A 20425-nucleotide genomic window follows, 5' to 3' on the forward strand; every position below is an offset into this window, starting at 1 on the left:
ACTCTGTCACATGGACACCGCCCACATCTGCATTGCCCGCCACGGCGAGACGGACTGGAACAAGAGCGGCATCCTGCAAGGCTGGTCTGACATCCCTATCAACGACCATGGGCGCCATCAGGCACGTACCATGGGGCAGGCCTATGCCCACAGCGGGTTTTCTGCCGTGTGGTCCAGCCCATTGGCGCGGGCCCACGAGACGGCAGAGATCATTGCATCCCTGCTGGGGCTACCCGCACCGCAGTGCCATGAAGGGCTGAAGGAGCGGCACTTCGGTGCCATTCAGGGGATTCCAAAAACCGAGTTGGCAGAAGTCAACCCGGTGCTGCTGGAACAAATTCTGCGTCGCAACCCACAAGCCACTTTTATTGGCGGTGAATCCATGGACGAATTTGCCGACCGCTTGCTCAACGCGTTTGCCGACATCGGCCACCACCACGCCGGGCAGCAGGTGCTTGTCATCACCCACGGCTGGGCGCTGGATGTGGTGCTGCGCCATATAGCCGGCCTGCCCCGCACCGCCGTTTTGCACGAAAAGCCCAAGAACGGCGAAAGCGTCTGGGCAGCGGTTAAACAACGCGCCATGACGGCACGGCACCCTGCGTTGGGTGTATAACCAAGCCCCAATCAACAAGGAACAATAGTCATGGGCGCACAGTGGAAAGCAAAGGGCAAGGAACTCGCAGCAAACGCCAGAGGCAAGCTGTTTGGACGTTTGTCCAAAGACATCATGGTGGCCGCACGCGGCGGCGCCGACCCCGCTGGCAACTCGCGCCTGCGCCTGGTGGTGGAACAGGCCCGCAAGGTCTCCATGCCCAAAGACACCGTGGACCGCGCCATTAAAAAAGGCGCCGGCATTGGCAGTGATGCCGTGCATTTTGAACACGTGATTTACGAAGGCTTTGCACCCCACCGCGTGCCGGTCATGGTGGAATGCCTGACCGACAACGTCAACCGCACTGCACCCGAAATGCGCGTGCTGTTTCGCAAAGGCCAATTGGGTACATCCGGCTCGGTGGCCTGGGACTTTGACCACGTGGGCATGATCGAAGCCGAACCCGCCGCAAAGGGTGCCGACCCTGAACTGGCGGCTATCGAAGCCGGTGCCCAGGACTTTGAACCCGGCGAGGAAGAAGGCAACACCCTGTTCCTGACCGACGCCACCGATCTGGATCTGGTCAGCCGCGCCCTGCCCGCCCAGGGTTTTACCGTGCTGTCGGCCAAGCTGGGCTACAAGGCCAAGAACCCGGTCAACCCCGCCAACCTGAGCCCCGCCGAGCTGGAAGAAGTGGAAGCCTTTTTGTCGGCCATCGACGGCAACGACGACGTGCAAAACGTGTTTGCAGGGCTCGCAGGATAAAGCAACACCTGTTGCCACCATGCAGACACTGGGCTACGCCGTTTTCCCCACCAGCATTGGGCACTGCGGCATAGCCTGGAGTGCGGCTGGACTCACGGGTGTGCAGTTACCCGAGCAAGACCAGGCTGCCACCCGCGCGCGCATGGCGATGCGCTTTCCGCTTTGTGCGGAATCCGATCCGCCCCCAACCGTACGCCAGGCCATCAATGCGGTAGTGGCCTTGCTGCAAGGCACCCCGCGCGAGCCAATGGACCTGTCCGACATCGTGCTCGATCTGGATGGCATACCGCCGTTTCATTTGCGTGTCTATGCACTGACCCGGCGCATGGCACCGGGCCAAACCACTACCTATGGCGAAATGGCCCGTGAACTGGGCGAACCCGGCGCTGCCCGCGCCGTAGGCCAGGCCTTGGGCGCCAACCCCTTTGCACCGGTGATACCCTGCCACCGCATTCTGGCGGCAGATGGCCGCTCGGGCGGCTTCTCGGCCCACGGTGGGGCATCCACCAAGTTGCGCCTGCTGGAAATCGAACGCGCCCAGTTTGGTGGGCGCGGCCTATTTGATTAACCCATTTTTTCAAGGAACCCCACCATGCTGATCGCCGCCAAAGTTCTCGCCGGACTCGTACTCCTCATCCACGTCTACATCTTCCTGTTGGAAACCGTGCTGTTCGACAGCCGGGGGCGGAAAGTCTTTGGCCTCTCCAAAGAACAAGCGGCCATCATGAAACCCGCCATGTCCAACCAAGGCTGTTACAACGGATTTCTGGCGGCGGCATTGGCCTGTGGTTTTTTGCTGCCCGATGCCGCCACCGGGCGCGCGTTCACGATCTATGGACTGGTCTGCGTCGCAGTGGCTGGCATTTGGGGTGCGCTAACCGTGCAAATGCGCATTCTGTTCGTGCAAACGGTTCCGGCGGTGTTGGCACTGGCCGCGCTACTGCTGGCCTGAGCGGCTGGCTGATTATCAAAATAATTCAAACCGGCCACGGCGGATTTCACGCCATCACAGGCAGCACGCGGCTAACATCCTTCCAACAACAGGAGACACCGCCATGACCGTCATCACCAACATCGAAGACCTGCGCGTGCTGGCGCAAAAGCGCGTGCCGCGCATGTTCTACGACTACGCCGATTCCGGCTCGTGGACCGAGGGCACCTACCGCGCCAACGAATCTGACTTTCAGAAGATCAAGCTGCGCCAGCGCGTGGCCATCAACATGGACAACCGCAGCACGGAGAGCACCATGATCGGGCAAAAGGTTGCCATGCCGGTGGCACTGGCCCCGGTGGGCCTAACCGGCATGCAGCATGCCGATGGCGAAATCAAGGCGGCCAATGCAGCCAAGAAATTTGGCGTGCCGTTTACGCTGTCCACCATGAGCATTTGCTCCATTGAAGACGTGGCCAAGGGCACTGGCAACCACCCGTTCTGGTTTCAGGTCTATGTGATTCGCGACCGGGGCTTTATCGAACGCCTGATTGAGCGCGCCCGCGCCGCCAACTGTTCGGCCCTGGTGCTGACACTGGACCTGCAAATCATTGGCCAGCGCCACAAGGATTTGAAAAACGGCCTTTCCGCCCCACCCAAGCCCACGCTGGCCAACCTGATCAACCTGGCCACCAAAGTGCGTTGGGGTTTGGGCATGCTGGGCACACCCCGGCGCGGCTTTGGCAACATCATCGGCCATGTGGATGGCATTACCGACCCCAGCAACCTGTCCGCCTGGACCACCCAGCAGTTTGACCCGACGCTGAACTGGGCGGATGTGGAATGGATCAAGAAGCGTTGGGGCGGCAAGCTCATCCTGAAGGGCATTCAGGACGTGGAAGACGCCCGCCTCGCCGTGGACAGTGGCGCCGATGCCATCATTGTCTCCAACCACGGTGGCCGTCAGCTGGATGGTGCCGAGTCGTCCATCCGCGCACTGCCAGCCGTTGTGGATGCGGTGGGCAAGGACATTGAGGTGCACATGGACGGTGGCATCCGTAGCGGCCAGGACGTGCTCAAGGCCGTGGCCCTGGGTGCCAAGGGCGTCTATATCGGTCGCTCGTTCATATACGGCCTGGGCGCCATGGGCGAAGCCGGTGTGACCAAGGCGCTGGAAATCATCCACAAGGAAATGGATGTGACCATGGCCCTGTGCGGCAAAACCCGCATCCCGCAAATCGACAAGAGCATTTTGCTGCCGGGGAGCTACCCGACCTGAGCAAAACTACCGATTTGGGTTCACCCGTTTGGGTGGTGTACATGGCACACAAGTGCGCTTAGACTCACGGCAAAGGCAATACTGGCGTCATTTCTGCCTATTTTCCATGACCTGTTTATCCCGCAGTCACCAGAATAATATGCAAGGTTTGCTGGATCCATTACGTAGAGTTGGTACCCTATGACATTCCATGGTCCAAGCCAGTATGCGTATCAGCTACTATCTCGCACTGTGGATACATTGGCGACGGCACCTGATGACGTACGCTCCCGCATTTTGCAAGCATATTCAACGTTCCACCCGTTGACACCTGAACACTTTCCAGATTCTTTGCGCAAAGACTATGAGTGGATCGTGATACAACTCACAAAACGCGAGCCGCAAATCGACTACCAGGGGCGTGTCCAAAAAGGTTCGGTAGAAGTTACTCTTCAACACATGCGCAACTCGACCGGCGTCAAGATTGCAGAAAAGCTACTTCAGCTTTACTACGCCATTGATAGGTATGTAAACCCAAGAGGACAGCCCACGACTTTAACGAATAAGGTTACAAAAAACTCCCTATTTGATTTCGACGCCAGTGGTACAAAAAAATCGACCTCATAGAACGGGCAACAACGCGCGATTGCAGATGTCGGAAGGAGTCAAATACCCCCAGAAATGGTCAGTTTGAGTGGCGCCGACATTTTTTACAGCCTCGTTGAATGTTCGAAAACGACATGAAATACAAAAATGAAAAATGTGAACGACCTCAAAGCGGGGGAGCGGCGTTCCGACTATTGGGGTGCCTTTGCGTTCTGATGCCATTACTTGCAGCTGCAGCCTATGTTGATTTTTTGCTTACGGACGGTTGTCCAGATGTCCAGATTCTGGGAGCACTACCGGAATGGCAACAACGTCTTTATAACCAAACGTTCTGGCCATTTGTTACTACCGTCGTGCTTCTCGTTGGATGGATTTTTCTAAGGCCTAAGAAGTCCAGCCACATAGATTTCGTGCGTAAATGATGGCCAACACATTTAGCCCTTCGGACCACACGGACACGCGCCAACATTAGCAGTCTGAGTCCCGCACCACAAAGCAACATCAACATCTAACCGCGAGAAGAAGTTGCATGGCCGAACAGCAAACCGAATTCGACGCAGCGAGGTACAAGAACGCGCAGCGCGAGCAATGGAACAAGGACGGCGCGGCATGGCGCCGATGGAGTCCCACCCTGGATCGTTGGTATGGCGACATGACCCGCCAGATGCTTGATCTGGCGCGGATCCAGCCAGGTCAGCGCATCCTGGACATTGCAGCCGGCGCCGGTGAACCAGCTGTCAGTGCCGCCGAACGCGTTGGCCCTGGCGGCTACGTGTTGGCGACCGATATTTCCGAAGGGATCGTCGAGCTTGCGCTTCAGGTCGCGCGTGAACGTGGGCTCCAACAGATTGAGACCCGCGCCATGGACGGCGAGAAACTGGATCTACCCGACGCTTCTTTTGATGCGGTGCTGTGTCGGCTGGGGCTGATGTATATGCCACACCCCGTAACCGCCTTGCGCGAATGGCGCCGTGCGCTGAAAGCTGGCGGTCGAGTCTGCGTCATTGTCTTCTCCACGCCCGAGCGCAACAGTTGGGGTGCGGTGCCCGCGTCCATCATCCGCCGGCGCGCGCAACTCCCGACCCCCGTCCCGGGTCAACCCGGACCGTTCAGCCTTGGCAGCCCCGGTGTGCTCGAAGGCGTTTTTCGCCAAGCTGGATTTGCCAACCCCGAGGTTAGCGCTGTGCCGGTGCCCCACAGAACGGGCAGTGCTGCCGAATACGTGCAAGTCGCCCGGGAAGCATTCGGTGCCTTCAATGCCATGATGGCGCACCTGCCGCCTCTGGAACGCGAGTCCATGTGGAACGAGGTGGAAGATTCCATGCGTAGTTTCGAATCGCCCGCTGGGTTCGAGGTGCCGGGTGAGTGCCTTGTCGGCTCGGCAACGAAGTGATCGTACGCATACCACCAACATGCCTATCAAAAAGGAATGCACATGAACCGCAACTCCATCAAGCAAAGGAAATTTCCCATTGCCGGTAGCCTGCTGATCTTGGGTCTGGTGGGTTGCTCCACCCTCAAAGACTCTGCCAATACCACTGTGTTGCTGCCGCAGCAGATTGAAAGCATCGTTGCCAGCCCCGACCGCAGCGCGGCTGACAGAACCAATGACCTGCGCCGCAAGCCGCAAGCGATGCTGGCTTTCATCGGCATACGCCCGGGGATGAAGGCACTCGATATCAGCGCTGCCGGTGGTTATACCAGCGAGTTGCTGGCACGCGCTGTCGGGCCGGCTGGCGCCGTTTATGGACAAAGCGCGCCACGCGTGGCCAACCGCGTCACCGTGGCGCCAACGGCACCGGAAGGCAATAGTCATCCCTCTACCCCTGCGGCCATCGCACCTGCGCCAGCGTCGCCCCGACGCTCGTCTCCCGATGCATTGGCCGAAAGAGAGAAAAGCCTGCAAGCCAATGCAAGCCGCGCTGCGCACATCATTGCTGTCGTGCAAAGATTTGACGACCCGGCGCCTGCGGACATGAAGACGGCAAGCTTTGATTTGGCCACGCTCATGTTCAATTACCACGACCTGGGCTACCAGGAAGTTGACCGCGACAAGATGAACCGTGCCGTCTATGCGGCTCTCAAGCCCGGCGGGATGTATGTGATTGCAGACCACGCTGGCAGAGCAGGCACCGGCATTTCGGAGTCGGGGACGTTACACCGGATAGAAGAGGCCTTTCTGGTGAAAGAGGTTGAGTCGGCCGGGTTCAAATTGATATCGCGTGGCGACTTTCTGCGCAACCCCAATGACCCGCGCGACAAGAACACCCCCAACCCGCCGCAGCCCAAGGACGAGTTTGTTCTGAAATTCGTTCGTCCGTGACGTCGCGGCTGGATATTGAACATCCGACGCAGACCACCAAGATGCACGCCTTTTGCGTTAGGATGGATTTCTTTTTCCGGTAAAACGAGGAGACCATCTTGGTGGCTAACCGTTTCCTGAATAGTGCGATGTACCCGCAGTGCAATACCTCCACCAACCTGTTGGGGGGTGTGCGCGCTGATCAACCAGATCCATTCCAATGATTGAACGAAAAGGTGTTTCCGGCTGGTGGCGCGTCGCCACCCTTGGCTGCCTGGTGCTGCTGGCCGTAGCGTTGGCAACGGGCATGAGCATGTTCGAGCAATTCAAAGCGCAAATCCAGCACGTGCAGGGGCAGTTAAAGGACACAGCGCAGGTCAAATACATTGCCGTGCTTAACGATGATAAACAGGCTCCCGCCATGCTGGTGACCTTGGCGCTACAAGACACAGCCTTGCAGATTCAGCGCCTCAACGCCGTGACCGAAGGACGTGAAGACAGCATGCAGCTCTGGGCCCTGTCCGAAGGCGACCCGGTACGCTCGCTGGGCGTGCTGGAGAGCAAGGGCAAGACCCTGCGTTTGCCTGCCTCCGAGCGGGATATGGCCAGCGCCACTACCCTGGCCATTAGCGTCGAGGACAAGGGCGGCGCCCAGCCCGGCAAAGGCCCCCGCCTGCCCTACCTGTTCAAGGGATCGGTGATCCAGAAGGCCTTGTGAGACGCATTGCGCACCTGGACATGGATGCGTTTTACGCGTCGGTGGAACTGCTGCGCTACCCCCAATTGAAGGATCTGCCGGTGGTCATCGGCGGTGGGCGGCGCGCCATCCACGACGCTCTGGAGGCACTGCACGCGGCAGATCGGGCCAACACCGACCCAACCGAGCCTGACCCCCCCTGGGACGAGGCGGCCCAGCGTGCCGCGCTCAAACGCATCCCGCTTGACGCCTTTGCCCGGTTGTCGAGCTACACCGGGCGCGGCGTCATTACCACTGCCACCTACGCAGCGCGCCAGTTTGGCGTGGGTTCGGCCATGGGCTTGATGAAGGCCGCCAAGCTGTGCCCGCAGGCCATTTTGTTGCCGGTGGACTTTGAGGAATACCGCAAGTACTCGCGCCAGTTCAAGGCCATCGTTACCGAGATCGCACCGCTGATGGAAGACCGGGGCGTGGACGAGGTCTACATCGATTTCACCGACGTGCCTGGCGGCCAGCGCGAAGGTGGGCGTGTGCTGGCGCGCCTGATCCAGAAAAGTATTTTTGAAGCCACGGGCCTGACCTGCTCGGTGGGCGTGGCTCCCAACAAGCTGCTGGCCAAAATGGCCAGCGAGTTCAACAAACCCAAGGGCATTGCCATCGTCCATGAAAGCGATCTGGAGACCCTGATCTGGCCCCTGGCCTGCCGCAAGATCAACGGCATTGGCCCCAAAGCGGACGAGAAGCTCAAGAGCTATGGCATTGAAACCATTGGCGAACTGGCCCAGCGCGATCTGGCCTGGCTGATGCAGACCTTTGGCCAGCGCACCGGCGCCTGGCTGCATGACGCCGCCCATGGCCGCGACAACCGGCCCGTGGTGCTGGACAGTGAGCCGGTCAGCATGAGCCGCGAGACCACCTTTGAGCGCGACCTGCACGCCGTGCGCGACAAGGCCGAGCTGGGCGCCGTCTTCACCCGCCTGTGCGAACAGGTGGCGGCCGACCTGCAGCGCAAGGGCTACACCGGCAAGACCATTGGCATCAAGCTGCGCTATGACGACTTCAAAAGCGTGACGCGCGACCTGACTCTGGACCACACAACGGCCGACGCGAAGGCCATCCGCCATGCCGCCGGGCTGTGCCTCAAGCGCGTGGACCTGACGCGCCGCCTGCGCCTGCTGGGCGTGCGGGTGGGTGCGCTGCGCAAGGACTCTGACGCACATTCCCTAGAAGGGAATAGTGCTCTAGCCCTCGTAAAATATACACAATACGCTATCAATTTGGAAGCAAATACCGATCAATTGTTTTAGCCAACCTCGGCCCAGGTTGCAACAATAAATCGTTTGCACGAGCGCGAACCAGTCCATGGCTTATGATTTGAACCAAGATTCGCATATTGGTGCGTCAAACAAGCAACCGGATTAAAACTGCCGTGGACGTTTGGATACTGAATGAAGATTTTCACGCGCTAGAGGCCTTGCTTCCAGCTGCAAAGGACGCGGACCTGCTTGCATTGCTGCTCGACATTGCCTGGCATGCGCGCCAACGCGATACACAGCTCGCCCAGACCTTGGCTGATGAGGCGCGCACGCTGTGCGAGTCTGTGGCCCAGAACGTCGCGCAGCACCAAGCCACACTGGCGCGACTGGAACTCATAGAAGGTGAAGCACGCTGGCTGTTCGCCGACATCGATCAGGCCCAGGCGCTAGCCGATACGGCACTGGAGCGCTTCACCCAATTGCAGGATGCCATCGGCTGCTCAGACGCGCATGCTCTGCTAGCCGCCGTCATGATTGAGCGCGGCGAATCGGTGCAGCGCGACCTGCATCTGGAACAAGCGGCGCAGTTTGCGCGCCAGGGCGCCGACGGCCTGCGTGCGGACATCTGTGAGGCCAGCATTGCCCGTTGGGCTATTTTTCAAGACTCAAAAATGGCGCAGGAGCGTTGGGGTGCCCGGATGGCGGCAGCCGCAGTCGATGCGCACCCAGCGCTGGCGGCTTTGGTACATGGTTTTATCGGCACAGCAGCCTTCCAAAAAGCGGACATGATTCCTGCCGTCGAGCATTGCCTGAAATCCTACAACGCCGCGGAGATTACCGGGCAAGTGCAACGCCAGATCATTACCGCTGCCAATATGGGTGTGACCTTTGGCAACCTGAATGACCCCCAGACAGCGCTGGAATGGATGCAACGCGGTCTGGAGGTGGCGCGCCGCATGGCTTGGCCTTCGACCCTGGGACTCGCACTGGTGCAAACCGCAACGATCCAGCGTTTATTGGATCGTTTCGATGCAGCCCAGCAATTACTGGAGGAAGCCCGAGAGGTGCTGGCACCCTTGCGCGCTGGACGCACCTACGCACTGGCGCTGCAATATTTGGGCGATGTGGCCTTGAGCCGCAAGGACTATGCAGCAGCGCTGGATGCCTATGTGCAACTGGAAAAACGGGCCAAAGTTCTGAAACAGGCTGACCTGGAAAACGTCGCGCAACGCGGCCAAGCGGAGGCCCTGGCTCACCTGGGTCGTCCGAATGAAGCCTTGGCCCTGGGCGAGCGTGCCCTGGCAGATGCGCGCGCAATAAATATGCCTATCAACCAGTTTGACACGTTGATGGCCATGGCCGCCATTTACACCGCCCATGACGCTTTGCCGTCGCCGGCGGGCATGGTACTGGCCAACGGGGCCCTGCATTATTTGCAGCTGGCCCTGGAGGTCGGCAAGGCCATGGAGGGTTTTACGATTCCGGCCAATTTGTTTGACGCCTTGGCACGTGAGTATGCAAACACAGGTGATGGCGCACGGGCCTATGAAATAGCGATGCAGTCCATCGCCGCGCGCGACAAGGTCAACAGCACAGATGCTGTCAATCGATCCATTGCGATGCAGATCAGCCACCAGACCGAGCGCGCACGTGCCGAGGGTGAGCATCACCGCCAACTGGCAGCTGCCGAGGCGAGCCGCGCGGCTACCCTGCAGCAAACGGGGGAAACCCTGGAACACCTGAGTGCAGTCGGCCAGGAGATCACCGCACAACTCAATGCCAGGGCCATATTTTTCGTGCTGGGCCGGCATGTACATCGCCTGCTGGATGCCTCCTCGTTCATGATTTACCTGATGAACGAGGACCGGCATAGCATGGAGCGCGCCTTTGGTGTAGAAGATGGTAAGACACTACCCTTCGATCACATTGCACTGAGCGATACGCATGCCAATTCGGCGCGTTGCGCGCGGGAGTGCCGAGAGATTCTGATCCGGTACGCTCCCGACAGCGTCCAGCCCAGCCATATCCCCGGCACGGTGCGCACGTTGAGCCAGTTGTTTGTGCCGCTGAAAGTTGGGTCACGCGTGCTGGGTGTGATGACGATTCAGTCACAACTCGCCAACGCCTATACCGAGCGCGAACGCCTGATTTTTCGCAATCTGTGCGCCTATGGCGCCATTGCATTGGACAATGCCGCAGCCTATCTGCAACTGGAAGCCACGCTCAAAACCCTCCACGCCACACAGGCTGAGTTGATTGAAAAAAACCTCGCACTGGAGCACGCTTACCAGGAGCAAGAGCAAGCCAGCCTGACCGATCCATTAACTGGATTGCGCAACCGCCGGTTTCTGCTGCAAAACATTGAAACAGAAATCGCCCTGACACTGCGCCACCATGACAAACGTCAGCAACAGACCAGTCTGCAACCCAAGTCCATTTTCGACTTGCTGTTCTTCATGATTGACCTGGACCATTTCAAGTTCGTCAATGACACCTACGGCCATGCTGCGGGCGACCTGGTACTGATACAGATGAAAGAGCGACTGCAAGGTGTGGCCCGCGAGAGCGACTACATCATCCGCTGGGGCGGTGAGGAGTTTCTGTTGGTTGCAAACGCCACCAACCGCCACGACGGCCATGTCATCGCCGAGCGAATTCGCAGGGCCGTGGCGGATGTGCCCTTTGAGTTGGGCGGTGGTCATCAGTTGCAGCGCACCTGTTCGGTGGGCTTTGCCAGCTTCCCGTTTCTGGAGACGCAACCGCACCAGCAAAGCTGGCTGGAAGTGGTCGAAATTGCTGACCAGGCGCTGTACATGGCCAAGCACGCTGGCCGCAATGCATGGGTCGGCCTGTTTGCCACCGACAGTAGCCCGTCCGCCAGCATATTCCCCGATCTGATTGCCGACGCCCCTGCCGTGCTGGCACGCGGCGATGCGCACATGGTTTGCAACCTGCCCCAGTTACCATAGGCGACGCCAGAGGGCAAAAAACTGCTATACAGTTTGCCCCATGACTACCACCACACTATCCCCTACCTGTTTCACGCTTTCCACCAGCAACCACGTCGCCCATTTGGTGCTGAACAAACCTGAGGCGATGAACACCATGCACCCCACGTTCTGGCGCGAACTGGACGCAGTGCTCACGCAGTTGCACAAAAGCGGCGACGCGCGCGTGTTGGTCATCAGCAGCACCGGCAAGCATTTCAGCGCCGGTATGGCGCTGGATATCTTTGCCGGCGCCATCAAGATGGACGACCAAAGCCCCGAAGGCCGCGCCGCCATTTTTGACGTGCTGACCGACATGCAAGCCACGTTCACCAAGCTCGAGACCCTGCGTATGCCGGTGATCGCGGCCATTCAGGGCGGCTGCATCGGCGCCGGGGTGGACATGGTCAGCGCCTGCTGCATCCGCTATGCCACGCCGCAAACGTTTTTCTGCATCCAGGAAATCAACATTGGCATGGTGGCCGACGTGGGCACCCTGCAGCGCCTGCCCAAGCTGATTCCGCTGGCGGTGGTGAAAGAGCTGGCCTACACCGGTCGGCGCCTGCCTGCAGACCGGGCGTTGCAATACGGTCTGGTGAACGCGATTTTTGACACGCCCGAGGCCATGGTCGAAGCTGCTCTGCAATGCGCCGCCGAGATTGCCGCCAAGCCGCCCGTGGCTATCTGGGGCACCAAACAAGCCATCCACTACGCCCGCGACCATTCAGTGGACGATGCGCTCAAACAAATGGGCTGGCTGCAAGGCGCCATCTGGAGCAACCGACATGTCATGGAAGCCGTGGTGGCCATGAAGGGCAAGCGCGCCGGCGAGTTTCCAGCGCTCCAGCCCCTACGCGCATTCAGCGAACTGGGCTGACCTGTTCATTCCACTGCTTCAGCGCCTCGGGGTCGCCGTTGCGGGACAGGATGTACAGGTTCAGCAAAGCAATCTCGCGGCACTGGTACTGCGCAAGCGGCAGGCACGGCACCTCGATCAGACGGATGCCCGTGTTCTCATCCAGGCAACGGCTGTAGTAGTCGCAAAACTCGCCAATTGTCTCGCAGCGCTTGCCATCTCCACCGTAGGCCCGCACCAGTTGCAACACATCGAACTGGTTGGTTGAGCAATGGTAGATCGGGCCGTCCCCGCTTTTGCCCATGTGGTAAATGTCATTGCGCATGTAAATAATGGTGACCGGCAGGCCTTCCTTCTGGAAGTGAATCAGCTCGTTGAGCTGGAAGTGAAAACCCCCATCGCCAGTAATCACCACCGCGCGGTCCGAAAACTGCTTGCGCCGAATCGTTTCCGACACCACCCTGGCATAGGGCAGCGAGGTTCCCATCGCCGCATACCAGGGGTTGGCCAACCAGTTGATGCCTATTTCGGTGGCACGGGGACGCAGGCCAAAGCTTGCGAAAAACGAGTTACCGACTTCCGGCATAAACACCGTGCCAAACGCCTGCTGCGCCTGCACCTGGGCAATGGCATCCACCAGCACATGGAAATCGAACTTGGCGCTGGCGTCCAGCTCGGGTAGCTGGCGCTGGGGCAGCACGCACTCAAAAATGGGCAGGTCGGCCTCCAATAGCCCTTGCAGAATGCGAATGAGTTCTGCCTCGCGCGCCACCGTAGACTTCACCACCGTGCGGTTGCCAAAGTCGGCGATGAAGTGGGTACCCGTGTGAAAGGCGCTGGCCGTGTCCTGCGGGATGATGCTGGAGCCCAAGTCCAGCACATAGTCCGCGCGGGATTCGATATAGCCACGCGTGGCCGCATCGCTGAAGGCGCCGTTGTAGGTGCCCAGGCACAAGGGATCGGTTTCGTCCACACCGCCTTTGGCAAACCAATCGCCCACATAGGGAATCTGGAAGCGGTGGCAAAACGCGTGCATCAGGCGCGTCAACTCGGGGTTACGGCGCACCTGCACGCCAAAATAGACCAATGGTGAGCGTGCTCGCTTCAACTTTTGGACGATGGTGCCCAGCACCGCCTCCAGTCCGGCAAACACCAGCTCCGGGCCTTCCAGTTGATCCAGCGCGGGCAGTGACAGAGGCTGCGTCAACGCAGACACCAGATTGCGCGGCACTTCAATAAAAACCGGCTCACGGTGCAGCCAGGCATGCTTGACCAACTCATAGAAACGGAAGGCCGAAATATTGGGCTGCCCCCGCGAACGGTCGCCCTGAAGGCGCTCCGCACGGATGCCAATGGCGGCAAAGGCGTCCAACGCGGCGTCGTACTCGGCGCGCCAGCTGTTGCTGGGCTGAACCATGTGGTGAATGCCCGACTGGTGCACTTCGTCTTCACCCGGCGCACCGGAGATGAATACGACCGGCAGCCCTTCCGTCTTGGCCAGGGCAGCAGCACTCACACAGGGCAATGAGCCGACCGTATACGTGGTCAGGCAAAAACCAATGCCTTCCATTTCGGCCTTGGCGCAGGCACAAAATCCCGCATTCAATTCGTTGCTCGACGGTGAGACTGTCAGGCCATCCTGGTCCAGCGCAGCGATCAGGTTGGCCGCGAAGTCACCGCCAACGCCGTACACCGTGTCAACACCAAAGTGTTTGATGATCTGGCGCATGGTCTGGCCCAGGCTCACCAACGAACGCTGGTAGTCTGCGCCAAAGTTTTGTTCGTAGGGAGTAATCATGGTGAGGGTTTTTCGGGTTGGTGTTTGAATCTGAAAATTATTGGCCAAAACAGCTGCATGAGGCAGCCGTTTTCCAGCTCCATCAGCCCAATTGATGCATTTTTAATGCACCAAATGCCCACATTGCACACAAAATACGGTCAAGACGCCAAAACAGCCCATGCCAGGCAAGGCCAGCCCGGTCTGTCGGGTGCGATACTTGGCGCGATGCCCACCACCCCCAGCAACAACTACATTGGCCGCCGCATGCAGAGCATTGGCCTGTCAGAGGCTGTGGCGGCCCGCACGGCAGTGCATGTCAAGGTCCAGTCGCTGAAACAGGGCGCCATCGTTTGGGCCAAGGGAAGTGAGATCAAGTCCTGGAACTTCATCATGGACGGGCTCGTGGCTGCGTCTATTCCCACCACCAACTCCGAGTCAACGCCCATCAGCATCTATGGCAAGGGCTCGTGGTTCGGCGAACAACCCATCATCAACCGCAAGCCCAGCTATGCCCAGTACGTCTGCCTGGTGCCAACGGAAATGCTCACCATTCCCGCCGAGGTGTTTGATGCCCTTTTTATTGACGAGCCCGGCTTTGCACGCTTTGTGGCCAAGCTGATGGCCTGGCGGGTGCAAAAAACCTCAGAAACACTGATGCTGATGAAGCTGGGCAACCCCTGCTTGCGGGTGGTGATGGGCCTGTGCCAGTTTGCCGAGGCCTTGGCCTACCGCTCAGACCGGCCGCCCACCATCGGCTTTGGAGAAGGGGTGGAAATTCCGATTGCACAAACCATGTTGGCGTCATTGTGCGGCGTGTCACGCACTCTGTTTTCTGAGCACGTGCAGCAACTTGCTGCAGCAGAATGGCTGAAAATATCCTATGGCAAACTCGAAATTCTGGAGATCGCCACCTGGAACGTATTCGCCCACCGCCAGCGCGAACGCAGTGTCAACAACCTCAATCCAGGTATTTCTGAACTGTTGGCCGAGCTGCAGAGCTGCAAAATCCAGTGACCAAGCCTCTGCGGGCAGATCGGCCGCTATTTTTCAGCCGCTATGACTCAACGAGACTTGCAGTGGTTGTTCGAGCACAGTGCGTGCCCGGAAGTTGACCGCATCAACCGGAACGACATCTGGGCTACCCAGAAAGTAGCCCTGCGCATAGCCCACACCCAGCGCAGCCAACGCGCGCAAGTCCGAGGCTGACTCCACGCCCTTGGCAACCAGAATGGTCTTGCGCTGGGCAGCCAGCGCTACCAGTGCGCCCAATACCTTGGTTTTTTCCGCACTCAGCGCAATGTCTTGTGTCAGGCGCGCATCGAGTTTGATGAGATCGGGCTGCAGTTCGGTCCAGGCAGCCAGATTGCTGCGCGATCCTTTAAGGCCATCCAGCGCAACAAGCGCCCCGACCGCTTGCAGGAACTGCGTTGCCTGGGCTAACAACTGGGGTTGTTCGAAGCGGCTGTAGCCGGATACCTCAAACACGGCGCGATTCGGCTGGACGCGGTAGCTGCGCAGGGTTTGCACCAGCGCTTCTGCCATATTGGCGCCATCGACGCCACCCAGACAGGCTGCGCTGACGTTGATGAACAACTTGCCGCGTCCTTGGGCGCGCGCCCAACGCTGCATGGCGTTCTCTGCACAGGCCAGTTCGTACGCACGCTGGCACTTTTCGCGCTGGGCGGCCGCCGACAACGCCGAAGCACTCTCCAGCGTATTGCCCTTGGGGCCCCGAACCAGGGCCTCATGCCCCAGTAAGGTTGCGTCTTTGACCGAGACAATCGGCTGAAAGACCACTGCGAGCGACTTTTCGACGATGAACTGGTGCACCAGGGTTCCGGTGTCGGGCGCATCCTGCTTGAATTTGCCAGGAAAAATCTTTTGTAACAGGTTCATGTCTCAAGTCCTCGTGCAAACTGATTGCTGGTGGATTGGACGCCAGACTTCGCGGCAGTGCAAACCCAACTGTTCACTACTGAACAAAGCCCACCCGGCAAGCCTACTGCCGCGCAGTACGGATGTTGCGCGGTAGTGCCTGCGGGTGGCTGGTGCGAAACGGATTGATGTCCAGCCCACCGCGGCGCGTGTAACGCGCATACACGGCCAGTTTGAGCGGTTTGCAGCGGGTCCAGATGTCCATGAAAATGCGCTCCACACACTGCTCGTGGAACTCGTTGTGGTTGCGAAAGCTCACCAGGTATTGCAGCAAGCCACCCTGCTCGATTTGGTCGCCGGTGTAGCTGATTTGCACGCTGCCCCAGTCCGGCTGGCCCGTCACCAGGCAGTTGCTTTTGAGCAGGTTGCTGACGAACACCTCGGACACCGGCTGCTCGTCGGGGGTGGCGCACAACAATTCAGGCGCCGGGGTGTACTGGGTGCATTCAATGTCCAGGCGGTCCAGGTTCAGGCCGTCCAGCTCGTGCACAGGTTGCTGGTCAAACAAGTCGGGGCCGATCAGGGTGACGCCAATGGATGCGGGAACGGAGCCTGCGGGCTCGGTACCGCGCCAAACCGCCTCGGTGATGTCGGTGCGCAGCCGGGCTTTGACGGCGTCAACATCATCAAAACGTGTGTTGTTGAAACTGTTGAGGTAGAGCTTGAAAGACTTGCTCTCGACGATATTGCGCGTCTCGCACGGAATGGTGAAGTGCGCCAGCGCCACCTGCGGCTTGCCACGCGGCCCCAGCCAACTCAGCTCAAAGGCGCTCCACATATCGGCGCCAAAGAACGGCGCCGCGCCGGTGATGCCAATCTCGGCCCGCTTGTCTGCGCGGGGGATGGGGAACAGCAGCGACGCATCGTACTGGTCCACATAAGCACTGGCCCGGCCCAGTTGGGATTGTTCGGGGGTGTTCATACAAGCACCTGGTAAGCGCTGGGGTCCAGTGGCGCGGGGGCGGTGGCAATGTAAGGCGGCAGGGGTTCGGCGGCCTGCAGGTGGGGAATCAGCGCATCCAGTATCCATGCCACCGGCTCGCTGGGCAGGTCATGGCCCATGCCTTCCATGCCCAACAGGCGCGAACCGCCGATGCGCTGCGCCGTGTCCTCACCATGCACGTAGGGCACCAGCGGATCAGCTTTGCCGTGCAGCACCAGCGTGGGGCAGGTGATACGGGAGAGCTGCTCGGCACGCGTGATGTCCGACACGATGGCCAGCATCTGGCGCAGTGTGCCTTCGGGGTGAAAGCTGCGCTGCACGCCCTGCAATATGTGCTCGCGCATCTCATCCTCAGGTGTGGGGTAGCTGGGGCTGCCAATGGCTTTGAACAGTTTGACGTAGTGGTCTACCGCGGCTTCGGGCGTGTTGTTGGCGGGGCGGCTGATCAGGGCCCGCATCACGGCCGGGTCGGCCTGGGGCAAGCCTTTGGCGCCGCTGCTGCTCATGATGCTGGTCAGGCTCAGCACCTTTTGGGGCGCGGCAATGGCCACGCGCTGGGCGATCATGCCGCCCATGCTCACACCCACCACGTGGGCCTGTCCAATGGCCAGCGCATCGAGCACGCCAATGGCGTCAGCCGCCATGTCGGCAACCGAGTAAGGCGCACGCACCGGCAGTCCCAACTTGTACTTGATGCCGGCCCACAGCAGGTTTGGCGTGTACAGGTGGTCAAAGTGCTGGCTCAGACCCACGTCGCGGTTGTCCATGCGGATGACGCGAAAGCCTGCATCCACCAGTGCCTGCACAAACTGCGCCGGCCAGGCCACGAGCTGCATGCCCAGGCCCATGATCAGCAGCACCACCGGACGGGTGTAGGCATCACCATCCTGCGGGTTGATTTCTGCGGTGTCTTCGATTTCGATATCGATGTTGTTTGCTCTAATTTTCATAGCTTCTCACGTATATTTGACGAGGGCTACAGCCCATTTTTTATATCAATTGGGGTCAGAGCACATCGCTGCGCGAGTGGTCTGACCCACAAGGCATCAGGCTTTCCTTCTGAACACATAGCGCTGCGCGCTGGACTGGCCTGCAACATAGGCATAGCCCTGTGCGTCGAATGCGCGCAACTGCTCGGGCTTCACCAACTGGTGGGTCACGGCAAAACGCGCCATCAGACCACGCGCCCGCTTGGCATTGAAGCTGATGATCTTGTATTGGCCGTTTTTGTAGTCCTCAAACACGCAATCCACCACCCGCGCTTTGAGCGCGCGGGTGTCCACCGCCTTGAAATACTCCTGAGAGGCCAGGTTGATGACCACCGGGCTGATGTCCGCACGCAGGCGCTGGTTCAGGTAATCTGATATCTGCGTGCCCCAAAACTGGTACAGGTCGCGCCCCTGCGGGTTGGCCAATTTGGTACCCATCTCCAGCCGGTAGGGTTGCATCAGGTCCAGGGGGCGCAACACGCCGTAGAGGCCACTCAAAATACACACATGGTCCTGTGCCCAGGCCAGGTCAGCCTCGCCCAGGTTGCGCGCATCCAGCCCACCATACACATCGCCATCAAACGCCAACACGGCCTGGCGGGCATTCTTGACCGTGGCACGGGTGGACCAGGCCTGGTAGCGCGCCACGTTGAGGGCAGACAGCTTGTCGCTGAGCGACATCAGCTCGGCAATCTGCTGCGGAGACTGGGTGCGCAGCACATCCATCAGCACCTTGGACTGTTTGACGAACAGTGGTGCGGTGTGCGGGTGCGGGGCCATCGGTGATTCGTAGTCCAGGGACTTGGCGGGTGACAGGAGAAACAGCATGCAAAAGGGCTCACTCAGAGGGGTCAGCCTCCATTATCGTGAAGCCGGCGCGAACAAACTGGGCTGGGGTCTTGTCGCTCCAACGCCGAAAGGCCCGAACAAAGGCGTTTTCGTCCGAAAAGCCCAGCTTTTCCCCCACCAGGGCCGCCGTCTGACCCGTGCGCAAGGCCTGCACCGCCAGGTTGTACAGCAGGGCTTCGCGCAGGCCTTTGAAGGAAATGGCCTCGGCAGCCAGCTTGCGGTTAAGGTGGCGCCCACTCATGCCCAACTCGTCACCAATGCGTTCTTTGCCCCAGCGCGGGTGCTTGCGGATGAGATGTTGCACGCGGGCCGACACACTGTCTTGCGCCAGCGAGGCCAGCATGATGTCGGCCAAGGTGCGCAAGTGGGCGTGCAGCTCACGTCCGGCCTGGATCAGGCTCAGGCCCATCTCACCGGGTGCAAACGCCACGCCGTTAAAAGGCTGATCGAACTGCGCCGGGCAACCCAACAGGGCTTCATACTCGGCCACGGCCGCACGCGGTGCGTGGGCAAACAGCACGGCGCTAGGACGAAAACGCCCATTGGTCATCCAGCGCGCCAGGGACACCACACACCCCAGAGCGGCCTCTACCCGCTGCTCCACGCATACCGTGTAGTCGGGTAGGTAGCGCAGCACCACCGGGTCGCGCACGGCATCGACCTCGAAGCGTGCGTTGTCGCCAATGATGGGCGCGTATTCGGTCAGCACCTCCAACGCATCGCCCAGCGTGTCGCAACTGAGCAGCAGCAGGCCCACAATATCCAGGTGACCGGCCTGCAGGTCGGTGCCCACCGCCAGCGCAGCCAGTGGGTCGACCGTGGCCTCTGCAAACAGTGCCCACAAACTGTCTTGCTGTGCCATGGGCACGCGCACACCCTGCGTGAGCGCGGCGCGCAAGGCCTCCGGCACCTGCACGCCATGGCGCAGCGAGGCTTCCAGAATGGCCTGGGTAAACCGGGCAGTGACGCTGTAGGGGGCGGGCATGGTGGGGTATTGTGCCGGGCAACGGCGGGGGGGGCGGGGGGGCCAGCCCCGGCCACCCTCCACCCCAAACAACGGGGGGCGCCCCCGGGCGCCGCGGGGGCCGCGGCGCCCTCCGGCCCCCGGGGGGGGGGGGGGAGGGGGGGCAACGGGGGGGGGGGGGGGGGAAGGGAGGGGGGGGGGGGGCGGGGGGGGGGGGGGGGGGGGGGGCCCCCCGCCCCACGCGGCGGCCGGGGGGGGGGGGGGGGGGGGGGGGGGGGGGGGGGGGGGGGGGGGGGGGGGGGGGGGGGGGGGGGAGGGGGGGGGGGGGGGGGAAGGGGGGGGGGGGGGGGGGGGGGGGGGGGGGGGGGGCGGGGGGGAGGGGGGGGGGGGGGGGGGGGGGGGGGGGGGGGAGGGGAAACCGAGGGCGGGGGGGGGGGGGGGGGGTGCCCCCCGGGGGGGGGGGGCGGGGGGGGGGGGGGGGCCCGGGCCGGGGCGCGCCAAGGGCCCGGGGGGGCGGGGGGGGGGGGGGGGGGGGGGGGGGGGGGGGGGGCGGGGGGGGGGGGGGGGGCCCGGGGGGGGGTGGGGGGGGGGGGCGGCGGGGGGGCCCCGAAGGGGGCGGGGGGAGGCTGGCTGTCCCACATTGCTGCCCCCATGTCCCGCATTGCACGCGACAAAGGTGGTGCATTGCCCTAAAGTTGCTCCATAACAAGGA

At 60.8% G+C, this 20425-nt stretch carries 19 protein-coding genes; 13 read left to right on the plus strand and 6 right to left on the minus strand.

All coding sequences use genetic code 11. The annotated features are described in order from the left end of the window. Window positions 1–10 precede the first annotated feature (10 nt). The 12 genes from IPI80_RS14490 to IPI80_RS14545 all read left to right on the plus strand — a co-directional run bounded on the left by IPI80_RS14490 (window position 11) and on the right by IPI80_RS14545 (window position 12274). Window positions 11–616: a histidine phosphatase family protein gene (locus IPI80_RS14490; protein WP_413861282.1), complete on the plus strand. Its 606-nt coding sequence runs from the start codon at window positions 11–13 to the stop codon at window positions 614–616. A gap of 30 nt (window positions 617–646) precedes the next feature. Further along, complete coding sequence (locus IPI80_RS14495) at window positions 647–1360, plus strand: YebC/PmpR family DNA-binding transcriptional regulator (RefSeq protein ID WP_413861284.1); 714 nt, start codon at window positions 647–649, stop codon at window positions 1358–1360. Window positions 1361–1379: 19 nt separating this feature from the next. Then, window positions 1380–1928 (plus strand): methylated-DNA--[protein]-cysteine S-methyltransferase, encoded by a 549-nt coding sequence (locus IPI80_RS14500; protein ID WP_413861286.1) that lies wholly within the window; start codon window positions 1380–1382, stop codon window positions 1926–1928. A gap of 24 nt (window positions 1929–1952) precedes the next feature. Then, on the plus strand, window positions 1953–2312 hold the full coding sequence (locus IPI80_RS14505) for a DUF1304 domain-containing protein (protein ID WP_413861288.1): 360 nt from the start codon (window positions 1953–1955) through the stop codon (window positions 2310–2312). A 103-nt stretch (window positions 2313–2415) separates the two neighbouring features. Next, on the plus strand, window positions 2416–3570 hold the full coding sequence (locus IPI80_RS14510; protein WP_413861290.1) for an L-lactate dehydrogenase: 1155 nt from the start codon (window positions 2416–2418) through the stop codon (window positions 3568–3570). A 231-nt stretch (window positions 3571–3801) separates the two neighbouring features. After that, window positions 3802–4176, plus strand: coding sequence for a hypothetical protein (locus tag IPI80_RS14515; RefSeq protein ID WP_413861292.1), 375 nt, complete (start codon window positions 3802–3804; stop codon window positions 4174–4176). Between the two features lie 508 nt (window positions 4177–4684). Then, the gene (locus IPI80_RS14520; RefSeq protein WP_413861294.1) at window positions 4685–5548 is read left to right on the plus strand and encodes a class I SAM-dependent methyltransferase; all 864 of its coding nucleotides are present in this window, start codon (window positions 4685–4687) and stop codon (window positions 5546–5548) included. A gap of 42 nt (window positions 5549–5590) precedes the next feature. Further along, window positions 5591–6478 carry a class I SAM-dependent methyltransferase gene (locus IPI80_RS14525; protein WP_413861296.1) on the plus strand — a complete coding sequence of 296 codons (888 nt, stop codon included), beginning with the start codon at window positions 5591–5593 and terminating at the stop codon, window positions 6476–6478. Between the two features lie 199 nt (window positions 6479–6677). After that, window positions 6678–7175 (plus strand): anti-sigma factor domain-containing protein, encoded by a 498-nt coding sequence (locus IPI80_RS14530; RefSeq protein WP_413861298.1) that lies wholly within the window; start codon window positions 6678–6680, stop codon window positions 7173–7175. Window positions 7176–7195: 20 nt separating this feature from the next. After that, window positions 7196–8461, plus strand: a complete 1266-nt coding sequence (gene dinB, locus IPI80_RS14535) for a DNA polymerase IV (RefSeq protein ID WP_413861409.1) — start codon at window positions 7196–7198, stop codon at window positions 8459–8461. A 122-nt stretch (window positions 8462–8583) separates the two neighbouring features. After that, complete coding sequence (locus tag IPI80_RS14540; protein WP_413861300.1) at window positions 8584–11379, plus strand: diguanylate cyclase; 2796 nt, start codon at window positions 8584–8586, stop codon at window positions 11377–11379. Window positions 11380–11419: 40 nt separating this feature from the next. After that, a complete protein-coding gene (locus IPI80_RS14545; protein ID WP_413861302.1) occupies window positions 11420–12274 on the plus strand; it encodes an enoyl-CoA hydratase-related protein in 855 nt (284 codons plus the stop codon). Here the strand turns inward: IPI80_RS14545 and IPI80_RS14550 are convergent. Next, window positions 12258–14051, minus strand: coding sequence for a thiamine pyrophosphate-binding protein (locus IPI80_RS14550; protein ID WP_413861304.1), 1794 nt, complete (start codon window positions 14049–14051; stop codon window positions 12258–12260). The genes IPI80_RS14545 and IPI80_RS14550 overlap by 17 nt on opposite strands. Before the next feature lie 123 nt (window positions 14052–14174). On the opposite strand from IPI80_RS14550, the gene IPI80_RS14555 reads away from it, so the two are divergent. Then, window positions 14175–15047 carry a Crp/Fnr family transcriptional regulator gene (locus IPI80_RS14555; RefSeq protein ID WP_413861306.1) on the plus strand — a complete coding sequence of 291 codons (873 nt, stop codon included), beginning with the start codon at window positions 14175–14177 and terminating at the stop codon, window positions 15045–15047. Between the two features lie 33 nt (window positions 15048–15080). Here IPI80_RS14555 and IPI80_RS14560 read toward each other — a convergent pair whose 3' ends face one another. The 5 genes from IPI80_RS14560 to IPI80_RS14580 all read right to left on the minus strand — a co-directional run bounded on the left by IPI80_RS14560 (window position 15081) and on the right by IPI80_RS14580 (window position 19734). Further along, window positions 15081–15929: an EAL domain-containing protein gene (locus tag IPI80_RS14560; RefSeq protein ID WP_413861308.1), complete on the minus strand. Its 849-nt coding sequence runs from the start codon at window positions 15927–15929 to the stop codon at window positions 15081–15083. A gap of 103 nt (window positions 15930–16032) precedes the next feature. After that, complete coding sequence (gene queF, locus IPI80_RS14565) at window positions 16033–16890, minus strand: NADPH-dependent 7-cyano-7-deazaguanine reductase QueF (RefSeq protein WP_413861310.1); 858 nt, start codon at window positions 16888–16890, stop codon at window positions 16033–16035. After that, on the minus strand, window positions 16887–17861 hold the full coding sequence (locus IPI80_RS14570; protein ID WP_413861312.1) for an alpha/beta fold hydrolase: 975 nt from the start codon (window positions 17859–17861) through the stop codon (window positions 16887–16889). The genes queF and IPI80_RS14570 overlap by 4 nt, the downstream gene beginning before the upstream one ends. 96 nt (window positions 17862–17957) lie before the next feature. Next, window positions 17958–18728 (minus strand): peroxide stress protein YaaA, encoded by a 771-nt coding sequence (gene yaaA / locus IPI80_RS14575; protein WP_413861314.1) that lies wholly within the window; start codon window positions 18726–18728, stop codon window positions 17958–17960. A 10-nt stretch (window positions 18729–18738) separates the two neighbouring features. Then, on the minus strand, window positions 18739–19734 hold the full coding sequence (locus tag IPI80_RS14580; RefSeq protein ID WP_413861316.1) for an AraC family transcriptional regulator ligand-binding domain-containing protein: 996 nt from the start codon (window positions 19732–19734) through the stop codon (window positions 18739–18741). Between the last annotated feature and the right edge of the window lie 691 nt (window positions 19735–20425).

The organism is Candidatus Aalborgicola defluviihabitans, from assembly GCF_016705985.1.
Classification (GTDB): domain Bacteria; phylum Pseudomonadota; class Gammaproteobacteria; order Burkholderiales; family Burkholderiaceae_C; genus Allorhodoferax; species Allorhodoferax defluviihabitans.